Source organism: Serinibacter salmoneus (genome assembly GCF_002563925.1).
GTDB lineage: Bacteria > Actinomycetota > Actinomycetes > Actinomycetales > Beutenbergiaceae > Serinibacter > Serinibacter salmoneus.
This window is the reverse complement of record NZ_PDJD01000001.1, coordinates 1,332,584-1,348,532: the sequence shown is the minus strand read 5'-3', so window position 1 is coordinate 1,348,532 and position 15,949 is coordinate 1,332,584. Positions and strand designations below refer to the sequence as shown.

General features: G+C 72.2%; 13 protein-coding genes. 1 reads left to right on the top strand and 12 read right to left on the bottom strand.

All coding sequences use genetic code 11. The features are described from left to right. Positions 1–16: 16 nt before the first annotated feature. The 11 genes from ATL40_RS05875 to ATL40_RS05825 form a co-directional block, all read right to left on the bottom strand. Entirely contained in the window at positions 17–925 is a 909-nt protein-coding gene (locus ATL40_RS05875; RefSeq protein ID WP_245866812.1) for a shikimate dehydrogenase, read from the bottom strand. After that, positions 919–2,103, bottom strand: coding sequence for an endolytic transglycosylase MltG (mltG, locus tag ATL40_RS05870; RefSeq protein ID WP_143556874.1), 1,185 nt, complete (start codon positions 2,101–2,103; stop codon positions 919–921). Before mltG ends, ATL40_RS05875 begins: the two co-directional genes overlap by 7 nt. A gap of 23 nt (positions 2,104–2,126) precedes the next feature. Continuing rightward, entirely contained in the window at positions 2,127–2,579 is a 453-nt protein-coding gene (ruvX, locus tag ATL40_RS05865) for a Holliday junction resolvase RuvX (protein ID WP_342747602.1), read from the bottom strand. A 17-nt stretch (positions 2,580–2,596) separates the two neighbouring features. Continuing rightward, positions 2,597–5,290, bottom strand: coding sequence for an alanine--tRNA ligase (gene alaS, locus ATL40_RS05860; RefSeq protein WP_098468717.1), 2,694 nt, complete (start codon positions 5,288–5,290; stop codon positions 2,597–2,599). 75 nt (positions 5,291–5,365) lie between these two features. Beyond that, positions 5,366–5,689, bottom strand: a complete 324-nt coding sequence (locus ATL40_RS05855; RefSeq protein ID WP_098468716.1) for a hypothetical protein — start codon at positions 5,687–5,689, stop codon at positions 5,366–5,368. Continuing rightward, positions 5,686–6,051 carry a DUF948 domain-containing protein gene (locus ATL40_RS05850; RefSeq protein ID WP_098468715.1) on the bottom strand — a complete coding sequence of 122 codons (366 nt, stop codon included), beginning with the start codon at positions 6,049–6,051 and terminating at the stop codon, positions 5,686–5,688. The genes ATL40_RS05855 and ATL40_RS05850 overlap by 4 nt, the downstream gene beginning before the upstream one ends. A gap of 127 nt (positions 6,052–6,178) precedes the next feature. Then, positions 6,179–6,802: a 30S ribosomal protein S4 gene (gene rpsD / locus ATL40_RS05845; protein WP_098468714.1), complete on the bottom strand. Its 624-nt coding sequence runs from the start codon at positions 6,800–6,802 to the stop codon at positions 6,179–6,181. A 133-nt stretch (positions 6,803–6,935) separates the two neighbouring features. Further along, positions 6,936–8,288, bottom strand: coding sequence for a replication-associated recombination protein A (locus tag ATL40_RS05840; protein WP_098468713.1), 1,353 nt, complete (start codon positions 8,286–8,288; stop codon positions 6,936–6,938). 9 nt (positions 8,289–8,297) lie between these two features. Continuing rightward, positions 8,298–9,170, bottom strand: a complete 873-nt coding sequence (locus ATL40_RS05835; protein ID WP_098468712.1) for a GNAT family N-acetyltransferase — start codon at positions 9,168–9,170, stop codon at positions 8,298–8,300. Continuing rightward, complete coding sequence (gene aspS / locus ATL40_RS05830) at positions 9,167–10,999, bottom strand: aspartate--tRNA ligase (RefSeq protein ID WP_098468711.1); 1,833 nt, start codon at positions 10,997–10,999, stop codon at positions 9,167–9,169. The genes ATL40_RS05835 and aspS overlap by 4 nt, the downstream gene beginning before the upstream one ends. A gap of 76 nt (positions 11,000–11,075) precedes the next feature. Beyond that, complete coding sequence (locus tag ATL40_RS05825) at positions 11,076–12,275, bottom strand: pyridoxal phosphate-dependent aminotransferase (protein ID WP_098470320.1); 1,200 nt, start codon at positions 12,273–12,275, stop codon at positions 11,076–11,078. A 282-nt stretch (positions 12,276–12,557) separates the two neighbouring features. On the opposite strand from ATL40_RS05825, the gene ATL40_RS05820 reads away from it, so the two are divergent. Then, positions 12,558–14,381 (top strand): DEAD/DEAH box helicase, encoded by a 1,824-nt coding sequence (locus ATL40_RS05820; protein WP_425443363.1) that lies wholly within the window; start codon positions 12,558–12,560, stop codon positions 14,379–14,381. An 81-nt stretch (positions 14,382–14,462) separates the two neighbouring features. Here the strand turns inward: ATL40_RS05820 and hisS are convergent, their stop codons facing one another. Beyond that, positions 14,463–15,875, bottom strand: coding sequence for a histidine--tRNA ligase (gene hisS / locus ATL40_RS05815; protein WP_098468709.1), 1,413 nt, complete (start codon positions 15,873–15,875; stop codon positions 14,463–14,465). Positions 15,876–15,949 lie beyond the last annotated feature (74 nt).

The window sequence follows — 15,949 nt, the reverse complement described above, 5'->3', positions numbered from 1 at the left end:
GTCGCCTGCACCGGCCTCAGCGCGTGGCCAGTGCGGTGGACAACGCCTCTCGCATCGGCGCGACACGGACCTGTCTCCCGGTCATCAGGCGCACCTGCTCGACCGCCTGGTGCAGGAGCATCAGCCAGCCGGCGGCGACGGCGCCACCGTGGTGCTGCCATGCGGCCGCGAGCGGCGTGGGCCACGGGTCGTAGACCACGTCCAGGAGTACCTGGTCCGCGCGCAGCGAGGCCGTGCCCAGCACGTCCCCCAGGCCGGCGGCGATCCCGTCTGCCGCCCCGGCGGGCGCCGTCTGCACCACGACATCCGCATCGGCGATCTCCTGCGCGGCACGGGTGAACCGGCGCAGTCGCACCTCCACACCCATCCGGTGCGCGGCCTGCAGGAGGCCGCCGGCCCGCGCCGGGTCACGGACACAGACCACGCTGCTGGTGAGGCCGAGCTCGGCGAGCGCGGCGAGAGTCGCGGCGGCGGTCCCGCCCGCGCCGAGCACCACCGCCCGCGCGGTCGGGGCGAGGCGGGCGGCGAGCCCGCGGGTCTCCCGCACCGCCTCGGCCACCCCGTAGACGTCGGTGTTCGCGGCCACCAGGAGTCGACCCGCACCCGAACCCGTGACCAGCACGGTGTTGGCGGCACCCACCGCCTCGGCCAGCGGCTGCACCACGTCCACGGCACCCAGCACATCGTGCTTGTGCGGCATGGTGACCGACAGCCCGAGCCACTGCTCGTCCAGGCCACCCAGGAAGCGGGGCGCCTCCCCCGCCGGGACCCGGATCGCCTCGTAGGTGTGCGGCAACCCCAGGGTGCGATAGGCGGCGGCGTGCAGCACCGGGGAGAGGCTGTGCCCGACCGGGTCTCCGATCACCGCGGCGCGGCGCGGCGCGCCCTCGCCCACGGTGGCCTCGCCCGCCGCTGGCGTCAGCACGTGCTCCCGTTCGCCTCGTACTGCTCGTTCCACGCCTGGAACTCGAGCTTGAGCTGGTTGAACTCGTCCTCGGACTCGGTGAACACGGTCTCCCCGGTGCACAGGTCCAGGGTGACGAACCAGACCCAGTCGCCCTCTGGCGGATTGATCACGGCCTGGATCGCGGTGGCGTCCACGCCGCCGATGGGCGTGGGCGGGAGACCCGGGACGTTGCGGGTGTTGTACGCGCTCGTGCTGTCGTTGTGGAGCTGCGGATCCATGGCCTCGCCGGGGTTCTCCCGATCCCAGGCGTAGCGCAGCGTCGAGTCCATGCCCAGGGTGTTGGCGCCCGTGGAGTTGTCCGGTTGGAGTCGGTTCTCGATGACGCGTGCCACCCGGCCGTAGTCCTCGGCGGAGAGCACCTCACGAACCGCGATCGAGGCCACGGTGAGCACCTCCTGGCGGTCCTCGGGCGCCACACCCGCCTCGTCGAGCGCCGTCACCGTGCGCTGCACCATCTCGGCGAGGACATCGGACACCTCGGCGTCCGGCGCCACCGTGTAGGTGCCGGGGAAGAACCACCCCTCCATCGGGTCGATCGCGTCCTCATCGGTGGTGGGAGCGCCGTCCAGGCCGAGCGCCTCGTAGTCACTCGCCGCGGCCTGGACCTCCTCGAGTCCCACCCCGAGCAGATCCGCCACCCGCTGGTAGGTCTGATCCGAGCGCCAGCCCTCGGGGATGGTGATCTGCGTGTCCACCCGGCGCGCCGGGTCCAGGAGCCCCGCCACGGCGTCGGCCGCACGCATCTCCTCCAGCAGCTGGTAGGTGCCCGCCTGGATGCTCGTGGCCGAGGAGTTCGCCGTGTAGGCATCGGTGAAGGCACCCACCGTGGCCACGACGCCGGCGTCGTAGAGGATCTGCCCGATGTCGGCTCCCGTGGCACCGTCGGGCACGGTGACCTCGACCGCGTCGGCACCGGGACCCGGGTAGTCGGTGACCACCACGGTGGCCTCCACGGTCGGGGAGAGCATGGGTCGCACGACGAAGAAGAGCAGGGCTCCCAGACCGGCGAGGATGGCGATCATCACGATGAAGCTCAGGATGGAACGCCGACGGGCCCCGCGGGCTCCGTCACGTCGCCGGGATCGTCGCCGCATGTCCTGCGGGGTGTGCTCCTGCGCACCAAAGATGTCAGTCAAGGTCCTGCGTCCTCATTCTCGTTTCAGCCCCCCGCTGTCACGATGCTTCCGGGTGCCCTCCCGGTGGAGCGCTCGATGTCGAGTGCGTGCTGCAGCACGATGACCGCAGCAACCTGGTCTACCACGGCTCGCTGGGAGCGACCCCGGCGACCCGCCTCCCGCATCTGGTGGTGTGCGCTGGTGGTGCTGAACCGTTCGTCGACGAGTCGGACCGGGATCGGGTGCAGGTGCGCCGCAAGGATCTGGGCGTAACTGCGCGCGCGGTCTGCCGCAGCCCGCTGTTTGCCGTCCAGCGAGCGCGGCAGTCCCACCACGACCTCGGTGGCGCCGAGGTCGCGAGCGTGAGCCACGATTGTAGCGGTGCCGTCGTCCCCGCTGGTGCGTTGCACCGTCTCGACCGGGGTCGCCAGCAACCCGTCCGGGTCGCTGCGCGCCACGCCGACCCGCACCGAACCGACGTCCACGGCGAGTCGCACGCCGTGTCGCATCCCGCTCAGGCCCGCACCACGGCGGTGACGGCGGACTCGAGGGTGGCGAGTGCCTCCGGCAGCCGGGAGGCATCGGGTGCGCCGCCCTGGGCCACGTCGTCCCGACCGCCGCCCTTGCCGCCCATCGCCTGGGTCAGTTCCCGCACCAGTGCTCCGGCCCGCAGGCCGCGCTCACGGGCCTGCGGCGAGGTGGCGATCACCAGAGCGGCGCGGTCCTTCGCCACGCCCCCGACCGCGACCACGCTGGCTCCACCCAGGCGCTCGCGCAGGTCGAGCGCGAGGGTGCGCAGGTCGTCACCACTGCCGACGGTGCCGGCGTCGTGCGCCACCACGCGCACGCCGTCGACCTCGCGCGCGTTCGCGGCGAGTGCTGCCGCGGAGGCCAGCAGTTGAGCCTGGCGCAGCGCGGCGATCTCGCGGTCGGCCTCCTTGAGTCGCTGCATCAGCGTGGCGACGCGATCGGGGAGCTCCTCGCTGCGCGCGCCGACCAACTGCGACAGTTGGGAGACCAGGGCCTGCTCGCGGGCGTGGAACCGGGTGGCGCTGTCGCCGACCAGGGCGTCGACGCGACGCACGCCGGAGCCGATGGAGGACTCCCCCAGGATCGTCACCGGGCCGAGCAGACCCGTGCTGGCGACGTGGGTCCCGGCGCACAGCTCGCGCGACCAGTCGCCGCCGACCTCCACGACACGGACCTGGTTGCCGTACTTCTCCCCGAACAGGGCCATCGCGCCCAGCGCCTTGGCATCCTCGATCGGCATCGTGCGGTCGGTCACCTCGAGGTTCTCGAAGGCGCGGGAGTTCACACGCTCGTTGATCTCGGCGAGTGCGCCGCCGGGGACCGCGCCGGTCGCGCGGAAGTCGAACCGCAGCCGGTGCGGGGCGTTCTCGCTGCCGGCCTGGGTGGCAGTCTCCCCGAGGGTCTCCCGCAGTGCCTTGTGCACGAGGTGGGTGGCCGTGTGGGCCCGCGCGATCGCGTGGCGACGCTCGGTGTCGATCGCGGCGACACCCGTCTCCTCCAGGTCGACCTGACCCTCGATCAGGCGCGCACGGTGCACGATCAGGCCGGCGATGGGTCGCTGCACGTCATCGACCTGCAGCACGCCCCCGCCGCGAAGCGTGACCTGGCCGTGGTCGGCCAACTGCCCGCCGGACTCCGCATAGAACGGGGTCTGGTCCAGGATGACCTCCACGTCGGCCGGTGCCGTCGCCGTGGGCGTGGGCACGCCGTCCACCAGCAGGCCCACCACCCGCACGTTCGCGGTGGCCTCGGTGTAGCCCAGGAAGCGCACGGGCGCACTCAGGTCTGCCGACAGCGTGGTGTACACGGAGGTGTCGGCGTGCCCGGACTTGCGTGCCAGCGCGTCCGCGCGGGCGCGGGCCTTCTGCTCGCCCATGAGGCGCCGGAACTCCTCGGTGTCGATCGACACGCCCTGTTCGGCCGCCATCTCCAACGTCAGGTCGATCGGGAACCCGTAGGTGTCGTGCAGCTTGAAGGCGTCCTGCCCGCTGAGCACGCCACCACCGGAGGTGCGCAGCGCCGTCACCGCGTCCTGCAGGATCGTCGTCCCCGAGGCGAGGGTGCGCAGGAACGCCTCCTCCTCGGCGTAGATGATCGCGGAGATCCGCTCGAAGTCGGCCTCCAGCTCGGGGTAGGACTCCTTCATGGCCTCCTTGGAGACCGGGAGCAGCTGGGGCAGCGAGGGCTCGGTGACCCCCAGCAGCCGCATCGCGCGCACGCTGCGGCGCAGCAGCCGCCGCAGCACGTAGCCGCGGCCCTCGTTCGCCGGGCGCACACCGTCGCCGACCAGCATGAGGGAGCTGCGCACGTGGTCGGCGACGACCCGCATCCGCACGTCGTCCTCACCGCCGGCCCCGTAGGCCTTGCCGGAGAGCTCCTGGGCGCGCTGGATGACGGGGAAGACCTCGTCGATCTCGTACATGTTGTTCTTGCCCTGGAGCAGGAACGCGATGCGTTCCAGACCCGCGCCGGTGTCGATCGACTTGGAGTCGAGTTCCTTCAGCAGCGGGTAGTCCTTGCCGCTGCCCTCCCCGCGCAGGTACTGGTCGAAGACCAGGTTCCAGATCTCCAGGTAGCGGTCGCCGATCTCGTCGGTCCACCCGGCGGCGCCGGTCGCGGGGTCGTAGGCGGGCCCGTACTGCGGACCGCGATCGACGTGGAACTCCGCGCACGGTCCCGCCGGGCCGGGCTGCCCGGTGTCCCAGAAGATCTCCTCGCGCGGGAGCGCCACGATGCGCTCGGCCGGGACCCCGATGTCGATCAGGGCGTGCCGTGCGACATCGTCCTCCTCCCAGATCGTGACCCAGAACAGGTCACGGTCCATCCCCAGGCCGCCCTGCTCGGTCGAGGAGGTCAGGAAGTGCCACGCGAAGGAGATCGCCCCCTCCTTGAAGTAGTCACCGAAGGAGAAGTTCCCCAGCATCTGGAAGAACGTGCCGTGCCGCGTGGTGCGGCCCACCGACTCGATGTCGTTGGTGCGGATGCACTTCTGGGCGCTCACGGCGCGGGAGTACGGCGCGTCCTGCGTGCCCACGATGTAGGGGATGAACGGCACCATGCCCGCGATCGTGAACAGGATGGAGGGATCCGGCGAGACCAGCGGGACGCTGGGCACGACGGTGTGGCCGCGATCGGCGAAGAAGTCCAGGTAGCGGCGGCGGATCTCAGCGGTGCGCAATGGGGTTCCTCAGACGGGGTGTGGGAGAAGCGAGCGGGTGTCGGGCCTTGCGGGAGGACGCTGGGGCGCGGGGACTCAGAAGTCCTCGTCGAACTCCCAGTCCTCGGTCCCGGGCCGGGCACGCGAGGCGCGCTCGGCGCGGTAGGTACGAGCGGCAGCCTCGTCGGCGGGATCCGGCAGCATCTGCGAGGTCAGGGTCGACTCCTGCTCGCGCATCGCCTCACCGACCTCACCCGCCACCGCGCGCAGTTCCGCGAGGCCGGCGGTCACGGCCTCGGCGAAGCCGACTGGGGTCAGGGTCCGCGCCACGGAGTCGGCGGCCGAACGCGCCCGTCCGATCTGGTGCAGCACCACGACAGCGATCGCCGCACCGCCCACGGCCCACAGCAGCGGCTTCATGCGCGGCCCTTGCGGCGGCGGCTGACGACGGCGCGCACCGCGTAGGTGAAGGACGCCGCCTTGATCATCGGCCGCGCCAGCGTCGCGGAGACCAGCGTCGTCAACGCGGAGACGTTCGTGCCGACCTCGGCGGCCGAGGTGGTCACCGTGTCGACCTTCGCGAGTTGGGCATTCGCGCCACGCACCGCCTCGGCGGCCTCGTCGATCACCGGGAGCGTGTGCTCGGTGACCTGCGTGATGCTCGAGCGGGTCTCGTCCAGCACGGAGCCGAGTCGCAGCAGCGGGACCGCGATCGCGATGACGAGTGCAACGAACGCGATGGCCGCGATGAGGCCAGCGATGTCGCCGAGGGATACCGACACGGTTCACCTTCCGATCCAGGGGTGCCCGCCGTCACCGGACTGCGGGCGTGGTCCGTACCGAGAGCCTACCCAGAGACGACTGTGCCCCGGATCGCTCCGGGGCACAGTCGCATCGATCAGGCGCAGATCAGCGGGCGTAGAGCTCGACGATCAGCTGCACGTCGGCGGTCACGGGGACCTCGGCGCGCTTGGGCTCGCGCACCAGCGTGGCGCGCAGCTTCTCCAGGTTGACCTCGAGGTAACCCGGGACGGCGGGCAGCACATCGCGGTGCGCGCCGGCGGCGGCGATCTGGAACGGCACCATCGTCTGGCTGCGCGGCTTGATCTGGATGGTCTGGCCCGGCTTCACGCGGAAGGAGGGACGGTCCACGATCTTGCCGTCCACCAGCACGTGACGGTGCACGACGGCCTGGCGGGCCTGGGCGGTGGTGCGGGCGAAGCCGGAACGCAGCACGAGGGCGTCGAGGCGGCGCTCGAGCAGCTCCACGAACGTGTCACCGGTCAGACCCGGGTGACGGCGCGCGTCCTCGAAGGTGTTGCGGAACTGCGCCTCGCGCATGCCGTACTGGGCGCGCAGACGCTGCTTCTCCTTCAACCGGACGGCGTAGTCGGAGTCCTGGCGCTTGCGGGCGCGACCGTGCTCCCCGGGCGGGTAGGGGCGCTTCTCGAAGGCGCGCTGCGCCTTCGGGGTCAGCGGGATGCCGAGGGCGCGCGAGAGGCGCACCTGGTTGCGGGCGCGGCTGGATGCCATGCGTAACTCTTCCTGTCTCGTTGTCACACCGGCACCCGCATCTCGAGCACCGGGTGGGACCGACCATGATGCACGCGGTGCGTGCGGCGGCTAGGGCCCCAGGGAGGCCCGCGCACTGGCGCGGGCAACCTGACTAGGTTACACCATCCAGGATGGCGCGGATCCGCTCGAGGCGCGCCGCCACCTGCGCCTCGTGGCCCCTGCCGGTCGGCTCGTAGTAGCGACGATCCGCGAGGTCCTGCGGCAGGTACCGCTGGGCTGCCACCCCGTGCTCCGCATCGTGCGCGTAGGTGTAGCCGACCCCGTGACCCAGGCCCTCGGCACCGGCATAGTGCGCATCACGCAGGTGCATCGGCACCGGGGGGATGTTCCCGGCGCGGACATCCGCCAGCGCGCGGTCGATTGCCGTGTAGGAGGCATTCGACTTCGGCGCGGTCGCGATGTGCACCACCGCCTGGGCGAGCACGATCCGCGCCTCGGGCATCCCGATGAAGCTCACCGCCTGGAACGCCGCCACGGCGGTGGCCAGGGCGCTCGGATCGGCCATCCCGACCTCCTCACTGGCGGCGATCACGATCCTGCGCGCCACGAACCGGGGGTCCTCCCCCGCCGCGAGCATCCGGGCCAAGTAGTGCAGGGCGGCGTCCACGTCGCTGCCGCGCATCGACTTGATGAAGGCGCTCGTGACGTCGTAGTGCTGATCGCCGCCCTTGTCGTAGCGCACCGCCGCCACGTCCACCGCGCGCTCCACGGTGGCCACGTCGATGGTGTCCGCCTCCTGCTCCAGTGCGGTGGCCGCCGCGGCCTCGAGCACCGTGAGGGCCTTGCGGGCATCGCCCCCCACCAGCCGTAGCAGATGGTCCAGGGCGTCCTGCTCGAGCGTGAGCCGACCGGCCAGTCCGCGCTCGTCTGCGACGGCGCGGCGCACCAGGGCGGCCACGTCGCCTTCCGTGAGCGGGCGCAGCGTCAACAACAGGGAGCGTGACAGCAGCGGGGAGATCACGGAGAACGAGGGGTTCTCGGTGGTGGCGGCGATCAGGGTCACCCACCGGTTCTCCACGCTGGGCAGCAGGGCGTCCTGTTGCGACTTGGAGAAGCGGTGCACCTCGTCGACGAACAGCACGGTCTCCTCGCCACCACCCGCGAGGCGGCGTCGGGCGTCCTCCACGACGGCGCGCACGTCCTTCACCCCGGCGGTCACCGCCGAGAGTTCCACGAAGCGGCGTCCCCCGGCATGCGCGACCAGGTAGGCGATGGTGGTCTTCCCGGTGCCGGGAGGGCCCCAGAGCACCACGGAGGAGGGTGGCGTGGCCCCGGGGCGCGCCGGCTCCACCAGACGGCGCAGCGGAGAGCCCGGCGCGAGCAGGTGGTCCTGGCCGACCACCTCCGCCAACCGCGCCGGACGCATGCGCACGGCCAGCGGGGCGCTCGCGCGCGAGGCGGGCACGCCGTCCTCGTCCAGAGCGGCAGCCGAGAAGAGATCCACCCCGACAGCCTAGGTCGAGTCCTCCACCTCCCAGCGCAGCGCGGCGGTCTCGACGCTGCGCAGGCGTGGTTGCTCGGGCAATGCGCGGTCCGGGTACACCGCCCGCACGCCCACCCGGGAGCGGGCGCGCACGCTGGCGTGGGTATAACTGGTGACGAGGCCGAGCTCGTGGAATCCGAGCCGCTCGTATATCGCCCGGGCCCGGTGGTTCTCGGCGTACAGGCCGAGGGAGACCCATGCCGCGCCGTCGGCCAGCGCCTCCCGGGTGGCCACGGTCACCAGGGCCGTGCCCAGGCCCTGCCCGCGGGCGCGGTCCCGCACGGCCACGCCGTGCAGGTGCCAGCTGTGGCTGCCGGGAACGTACCCGCCCTCGCGGACCGCACCGATCACGCCGTCCGGGGAGCCGTCGGCGCCGTCCACCACCCACCACACGATCTCGTCCGGCCCCTCGGGGTCGGCGTCGGAGCGCGGGTTGACCTCGTCCACGGTGGCCCGCAGGGCCTCCGCCTCGCGGGTGAGGTCGGCGCGCCGGACGCGGTCGGCATTCGGGTTGGGTGCAGGTGCCTCCTCGGTCCACATCCAGGCCCAGTCCGAGACGTGCCGCAGACCCAGCGCCCGGCGCTGCGCCGTGGGGACACGCGTGCCGCTGGTCACCGAGAGGCGCCGGACGAACACCCCGGGATGGGTGTTGAGGTAGGCCGCCAGGAGCTCCTGCAGCCGTGGCGGGCTCCCGCGCCCGGCGATCGTGGCACCGCGCCGGGCGCGCTGCGCCAGCAGCACGCCCTCGTCGTCGCCCGTCAACTCGGTGAACTGGGGCAGGTCCGCCAGGACCAGCCGATCGCGCCGCCAAGCCGGGGGAAGCGTGGCGATCGGCGGTCTCACGCCCCGGCGCCCCCGGCGCTCGCGACCTGCTGGTCGTCCTGCGTCGGCTCGCCGTGACCCTGCTGCGGCGGCCTCGCGTCCACGCCGGCCTCCTTGCGCTGCTGCGCCGTGATGGGCGCGGGAGCGCCGGTCAGCGGGTCGAACCCGCCGCCGGACTTCGGGAAGGCGATCACGTCGCGGATCGAGGCCGAGCGGGTCAGCAGGGCCACGATGCGGTCCCAGCCGAAGGCGATCCCGCCGTGCGGCGGCGCGCCGAAGGCGAAGGCGTCCAGCAGCCACCCGAACTTCTCCCGCGCCTCCTGCTCGCCGATGCCCATGACGGCGAAGACCCGCTCCTGCACGTCGCGGCGGTGGATACGGATCGACCCGCCGCCGATCTCGTTGCCGTTGCAGACGATGTCGTAGGCGTAGGCCAACGCGTTGCCGGGGTCGGACTCGAACGTGTCGATCCACTCCGGGGTGGGCGAGGTGAAGGCATGGTGCACCGCCGTCCACGCGCCGTCGCCCACGGCGACGTCGTCGTCCTCCCCGGTGGGCTTGAACAGCGGCGCGTCCACGACCCACACGAAGGACCAGGCGTCCTCGTCGATCAGGCCCGCGCGCTTGCCGATCTCCAGGCGTGCGGCGCCGAGCAGGGCGCGCGAGGCCGCCACCGCGCCCGCGGCGAAGAACACCGCGTCCCCCGGCTCCGCGCCCACCGCGGCGGCCAGGCCCTCGCGCTCGGACTCGGAGAGGTTCTTGGCCACCGGCCCGCCCAGGGTGCCGTCCTCGGCCACGGTCACGTAGGCGAGTCCCTTCGCTCCGCGCTGCTTGGCCCACTCCTGCCAGGCGTCGAACCCGCGGCGCGGGGTGGCCGCGCCGCCCGGCTGCACCACGGCGCCCACGTACGGCGCCTGGAAGACCCGGAAGGGGGTGTCGGCGAAGTACGCGGTGAGCTCGGTCAGTTCCAGGCCGAAGCGCAGGTCCGGCTTGTCGCTGCCGTAGCGTGCCATCGCGTCGGCGTAGGTCATCCGCGGGATCGGGGTGGACAGGTCCACGTCGATCAGGGCCCAGATCTCGCGCAGCAGCGACTCGGTGAGCGCGATGATGTCGTCCTGGTCCACGAAGGAGGCCTCGACGTCCAACTGGGTGAACTCGGGCTGCCGGTCGGCCCGGAAGTCCTCATCGCGGTAGCAGCGGGCGATCTGGTAGTAGCGCTCCATGCCGCCGACCATGAGCAGCTGCTTGAACAGCTGCGGGGACTGCGGCAGTGCGTACCAGGAGCCGGGCGCCAGCCGGGCGGGGACCAGGAAGTCACGCGCGCCCTCGGGGGTGGAGTGGGTCAGGGTGGGGGTCTCGATCTCGATGAAACCCTGGGCGTCCAGCACCCGGCGGGCGGCCTGGTTCACCTTGGCGCGCAGCCGCATCGCGTGGGCCGGCGCGGGGCGCCGCAGGTCCAGGTAGCGGTAGCGCAGGCGTGCTTCCTCGCCGATCTCGTTGCTCTCCGCCGCGTCCAGCGCGGTGGAGACCTGGAACGGGAGCGCCGCGGCGGTGTTGAGGACCACCACATCCTCGGCGATGACCTCGATCTCACCGGTGGCGAGGTTGGGGTTGGCGTTGCCGGCCGGACGCTGCGCGACGACTCCGGTGATCTGCAGCACCCACTCGGCGCGTAGCGGGTGGGCCACCTCCTCGTCGCGCACCACGACCTGGGCGATCCCGGAGGCATCCCGCAGATCGAGGAACGCCACTCCCCCGTGGTCGCGACGGCGATCCACCCACCCGGTCAGGGTGACGGTGGTGCCGATGTCGGATGCGCGCAGGTCGCCTGCATGGTGGGTGCGGAGCACGGACGTTCCTTCCGGGTTGCGTGGCTCGGCAGCCTGCGCGAGCCACCGACGATTGTAGGCGGCGAGGCGGGTCGCCTCAGCCGCGGGCGTGCGCGGTGACCGACCAGGCGGCGATCCGCTCGCACGCCGCTGCCACCACGGCGCTGCCCGGGGAGAAGGACAGACGCACCCAGTCGTCACCCTCGCGCGTATCGAAGTCGCCACCGGGTGCCAGCGCCACCCCGGTGTGGTCCAGGAGCCGCGAACAGTACTCGCGGGAGGTGAGACCGCTCCCCGAGACCTGCGCCCACAGGTAGAAGGCCCCGTCGGGCGGCGCGATCGAGCGCCATCCCAGGCGCGGGGCCCAGTCCAGCACGATCTCGCGTGCCCGGGCCGTCTCGGCCACCCTGGCGTCGCACTCGGCGTATGCCTGGGGCGTGAAGGCCCCGAGCGCGGCGGTCTGGGCGAGGGTCGGTGCCGCAAGTTGCAGGTTGCTGCCGAGCGCGCGTGCGGCCGGCACGAAGGACTCCGGGAGCACGAGCCACCCCAACCGCCACCCGGTCATCCCCCAGTACTTCGAGAACGAGCCCACGATCACGGTGTGGTCAGGTCGACCCGCCGTCAACGCGCACGCGCCACGGCTCCCGGTATAGGTGAGGCCGTGGTAGATCTCGTCGCTGATCAGGATCACCCCGGCCTCGGCGCACCACGCGGCCAGGGCCGCGACCTCCCGGGCAGCCAGCATGGTGCCGGTCGGGTTGCCAGGACTGGCCAGCACGACGGCGCGCAGCGGACGGATCCGGTGCGCGCGCTCCAGCGCGGCCGGCGTGAGGCGGAACTGCTCGTGGGGACCCACCCGGATCTCGACGACCTCGGCACCCAGGGCCGAGAGCAGGTTGCGGTAGGCGGGGTAGCCCGGGACGGTCAGCGCGACGGCATCGCCCGGCTCCAGTGCGCACAGGGCGGCGATCATGAACCCGCCCGAGGCTCCGGTGGTCACCATCACGCGCCCCGGATCCACCTCCAGGTCGTACCAGGCTCGGTAGTGGCCGGCGATCGCGTCCAGGAGCGCCGGCATCCCGGCCGCGGGCGTGTATCCGAGCGTTCCGGTCAGCGCCTCCCGTGCGGCGTCCCGCACGGACGCGGGGGCACCCCCACCGGGTTCCCCCACGCACAGCACGAGCGGGTCGGGGTGCCGGGCTGCGCGTTCGATCATCTCCATCACCTCGAACGGCGGCATCGCGGAGCGCAGCGACGGCGCGGGCGCGCGTGGGGGCGTGGGGGTCGGTGCGGACATCGCCCCATTCTGCCGCGCCGCCCCCACCGCCCGGGTGAGCGAGATCACGCCGGGTTCGCCTGATTGCTGCCCGCCGGCACTGTGCACAACGCATGATCCCCGCTAGACTTGAGGGGTTCTGGAGCGCAGATTCCCGCCACAGGGCCCCCCACGAGTGTCCCGACGACGATCGGGACCCACGATCGACGCAGGGTGCGACGATCGCATGAGACGGGCACGGACGCGGGCGAGCCGAGCATTGATCGGCCACATCGCTCCCCGCGCAACGACGAAACGGTTCCCGTGACTGACGCATCCATGCCCTCGACCCATTTCTCCGACCTCGGACTGCCCGAGGACCTGCTGGGCGCCGTCTCGGCTCTCGGTTTCACCACACCGACCCCGATCCAGGAGCAGGCCGTGCCGGCGCTGCTGTCCGGGCGCGACATCGTCGGCGTGGCGCAGACCGGGACCGGCAAGACGGCCGCCTTCGGTCTGCCCCTGCTCGCCGCGATCGACACCTCCCGACGCGGCCAGCAGGCGCTCGTGCTCACCCCCACCCGTGAGCTCGCGATCCAGGTCGCTGACGCCATCTCCTCCTTCGTGCCGCGCGGCAGCGGCATCGAGGTCGTCTCCATCTACGGCGGTTCGAGCTTCGTGCCGCAGCTGCGCGGTCTGCGCTCCGGCGCGCAGGTGGTGGTCGGGACCCCCGGCCGCGTGATCGACATGATCGAGCGTGGCGCCCTGGACGCCGCCTCCCTGCGCTTCGTGGTGCTGGACGAGGCCGACGAGATGCTCCGGATGGGCTTCGCCGAGGACGTCGAGACGATCCTCACCGACACCCCCGAGGATGTGCAGGTGGCGCTCTTCTCCGCCACCATGCCCGCCCCGATCCGCCGGGTGGCGGACACGCACCTGACGAACCCGGTCGAGATCTCCATCGCCCGGCAGTCCACCCCGATCGCCTCGGTGACGCAGAGTTACGCCATCGTGCCGTTCCGCAACAAGGTCGAGGCGCTGACCCGCGTGCTCGCCCTGTCCGACACCGATGCCGCCATCGTGTTCGTGCGCACCCGGGACGCCGCCGAGGAGGTGGGCCTCGCGCTCGCCGGCGCCGGCGTCTCCGTGGCCTCCATCTCCGGTGACGTGGCCCAGCGCGACCGCGAGCGGATCGTCGAGCGCCTGCGTGGCGGCGAGGTCGACGTGCTGGTGGCCACCGATGTCGCGGCCCGCGGCCTCGACGTGGAGCGCATCGGCCTCGTGGTCAACTTCGACATCCCCCGCGAGGGCGAGACCTACGTGCACCGCATCGGCCGCACCGGCCGCGCCGGTCGCACCGGTGAGGCGCTCACCTTCGTCACCCCGAAGGAGAAGGGGAAGCTGCGTCAGATCGAACGCACCACGGGTGGGAAGATCGCCGAGCGCCGCATCCCCACGCGCAGCGACGTCATGGAGCATCAGGTCGCCAAGGTGCTCGAGCGCGCGCAGGCCCGCCTCGGTGGTGCTCCCCTGACCCGTTCCACCGCCGCGCTGGCGGCGCACACCGAGCGCACCGGCACCGAGGTCGGCGACCTCGCGGCCGCGCTCCTCGCCCTGCTCATGGGCGACGACGGCGCACCGGTCACCGAGGAGGTCGACCTCGCCGACCGGGCCGAGCGCGGTGACCGGTTCGAACGCGGCGAGCGCCATGACCGCTTCGAGCGCGGCGGCCGCTCCGACCGTGGGCACGATCGTGCGGGTCGGGACCGCGGCGGACGCGAGCGCGCTCACCGTGGCGGGCAGGACACCGGCAACCGCTACCGCATTGCCGTGGGCCACCGCGACGGCGTGACTCCCCAGGGCATCGTGGGCGCGATCACCGGTGAGGGCGGCCTGCGCGGTTCCGAGATCGGCAAGATCGACATCTTCCCGAGCTTCTCCCTCGTCGAGATCCCGTTGGGCCTGGAGTCCGACGCGCAGCGGCGGATCGCCGCGGCGTCCCTCGCGGGCCGGCAGCTGAAGATCCGCTCCGACTCGGGTCCGCCCAACCGCGGCTCCTTCCGGGGTGACCGGGGCGATCGTGGCGACCGTGGGTTCCGCGCGGACCGCAGTGAGCGGCCCGCTCGGCGTCGTTTCAGCGACGCCTGAGTCCCCGGCGCCTGCGGCGCCGACACACCAACGGCCGGCCGGGATCACTCCCGGCCGGCCGTTGTGCTGTGACCGGTGACCTCAGCCTGCCGACGCCGCGCTCACGCTCGGCCACCGGTCCGCCGCCGGCGGCTCCCACGTGGTGGCGTCGGCATCCACCTGCTCACCGCTGCGGATGTCCTTCACCTGGCCGATCAGGTCACCCGCCTCAGTCGTGGAGTCCCCGGGGAACCAGACGAACGGGATGCCCCGCCGGTCCGCGTACCGGATCTGCTTGCCGAACTTCGCGGCATTCGGGGTCACGTCAGCGGGGATCCCCCGCGCCCGCAACGCATCCGCCACGGCGGTCGAGTGCGCGCGCCCCGCCTCGTCCGTCACCGCCACCAGCACCGCGGTGGGGACCGACCGGGACACCGAGACCAGGTCCTGAGCGAACAACCGCGACAGCACGCGCGAGACCCCGATGCTGATCCCGACCCCGGGGAACGTGCGCCCGCCGTCGGAGGCGAGTGCGTCGTACCGACCGCCCGAACAGATCGACCCGAGCCCCTCGTGCCCCACCAGGACGGTCTCGTACACCGACCCGGTGTAGTAGTCCAGGCCACGGGCCACGGAGAGGTCGGCCTGGACGAGTCCCGGCGCGCGCCGCTCGCACTCCCGCAGCAGGGAGCCCAACTCGCCCAGGCCCTGCTCCAGGAGGGCCTGCGCGGCATCCTCGTCCCCGGTCGCGGGCTCGTCCGCCCTCGCCCGCTGCGCGAGTGCCCGCACCTGCTCGAGCACCTCGACTCCGCCCCGGAGCTCAGCCAGCGCCAGGCATGCCTGGATGGCCGCCTCGCTCGCGCCGAGCCTCTCGCGCAGCGCGGCGGCCACGCCGTCCGCCCCGATCTTCGCCAACTTGTCCACGATGCGCAGCGTCTCGGCGACGTCGCCCAGGCCGATGGTGCGGTAGAAGCCCTCCGCGAGGCGACGGTTGTTGACCAGGATGCGCACCTCGGGCAACCCGAACTCCGCCAGTGCCGCAAGTGCCCGGCCCGCCACCAGCGCCACATCCACCTCGAGGTGGAAGGGCAGCTCGCCGTCGCCGACCACGTCGATGTCCGCCTGCCAGAATTCCCGGAACCGGCCCTCCTGCGGGCGTTCGCCGCGCCAGACCGGCTGGATCTGGTAGCGCTTGAACGGGAAGGTGAGCTTCCCGGCGTTCTCCAGGACGTAGCGAGCGAACGGGACCGTGAGGTCGAAGTGCAGGCCGAGGCGGTCCTTCTGGTCGGCGGCCGCCTCCCCCTCCGTGGCCTGCAGGCGGTCCAGGACATAGACCTCCTTGGAGGTCTCCCCCTTGCTCAACAGCCGCTCCAGCGGCTCCACCGCGCGGGTGTGCACGCTCGCGAAACCGTGCAACTCGAAGGTGTGGGCAATGCGCTCCAGCACGCGCTGCTCCACGATGCGTTGCTCGGGGAGCCATTCGGGGAATCCGGACAGGGGTGCGATGCGAGCCATGGGGGAATCCTAGGAGGCGGCAACGGCGCGTCGCGAACTTCGGTAGCGTGTGCCACGGGCCGGACCTCCCGGCC

Excerpts from the sequence above, each read along its gene's own strand:
- ATL40_RS05825 (WP_098470320.1), bottom strand. The coding sequence starts at position 12,275 with ATGTCCGCACCGACCCCCACGCCCCCACGCGCGCCCGCGCCGTCGCTG.
- hisS (WP_098468709.1), bottom strand. The coding sequence starts at position 15,875 with ATGGCTCGCATCGCACCCCTGTCCGGATTCCCCGAATGGCTCCCCGAG.
- rpsD (WP_098468714.1), bottom strand. The coding sequence starts at position 6,802 with ATGGCATCCAGCCGCGCCCGCAACCAGGTGCGCCTCTCGCGCGCCCTC.
- ATL40_RS05855 (WP_098468716.1), bottom strand. The coding sequence starts at position 5,689 with ATGAAGCCGCTGCTGTGGGCCGTGGGCGGTGCGGCGATCGCTGTCGTG.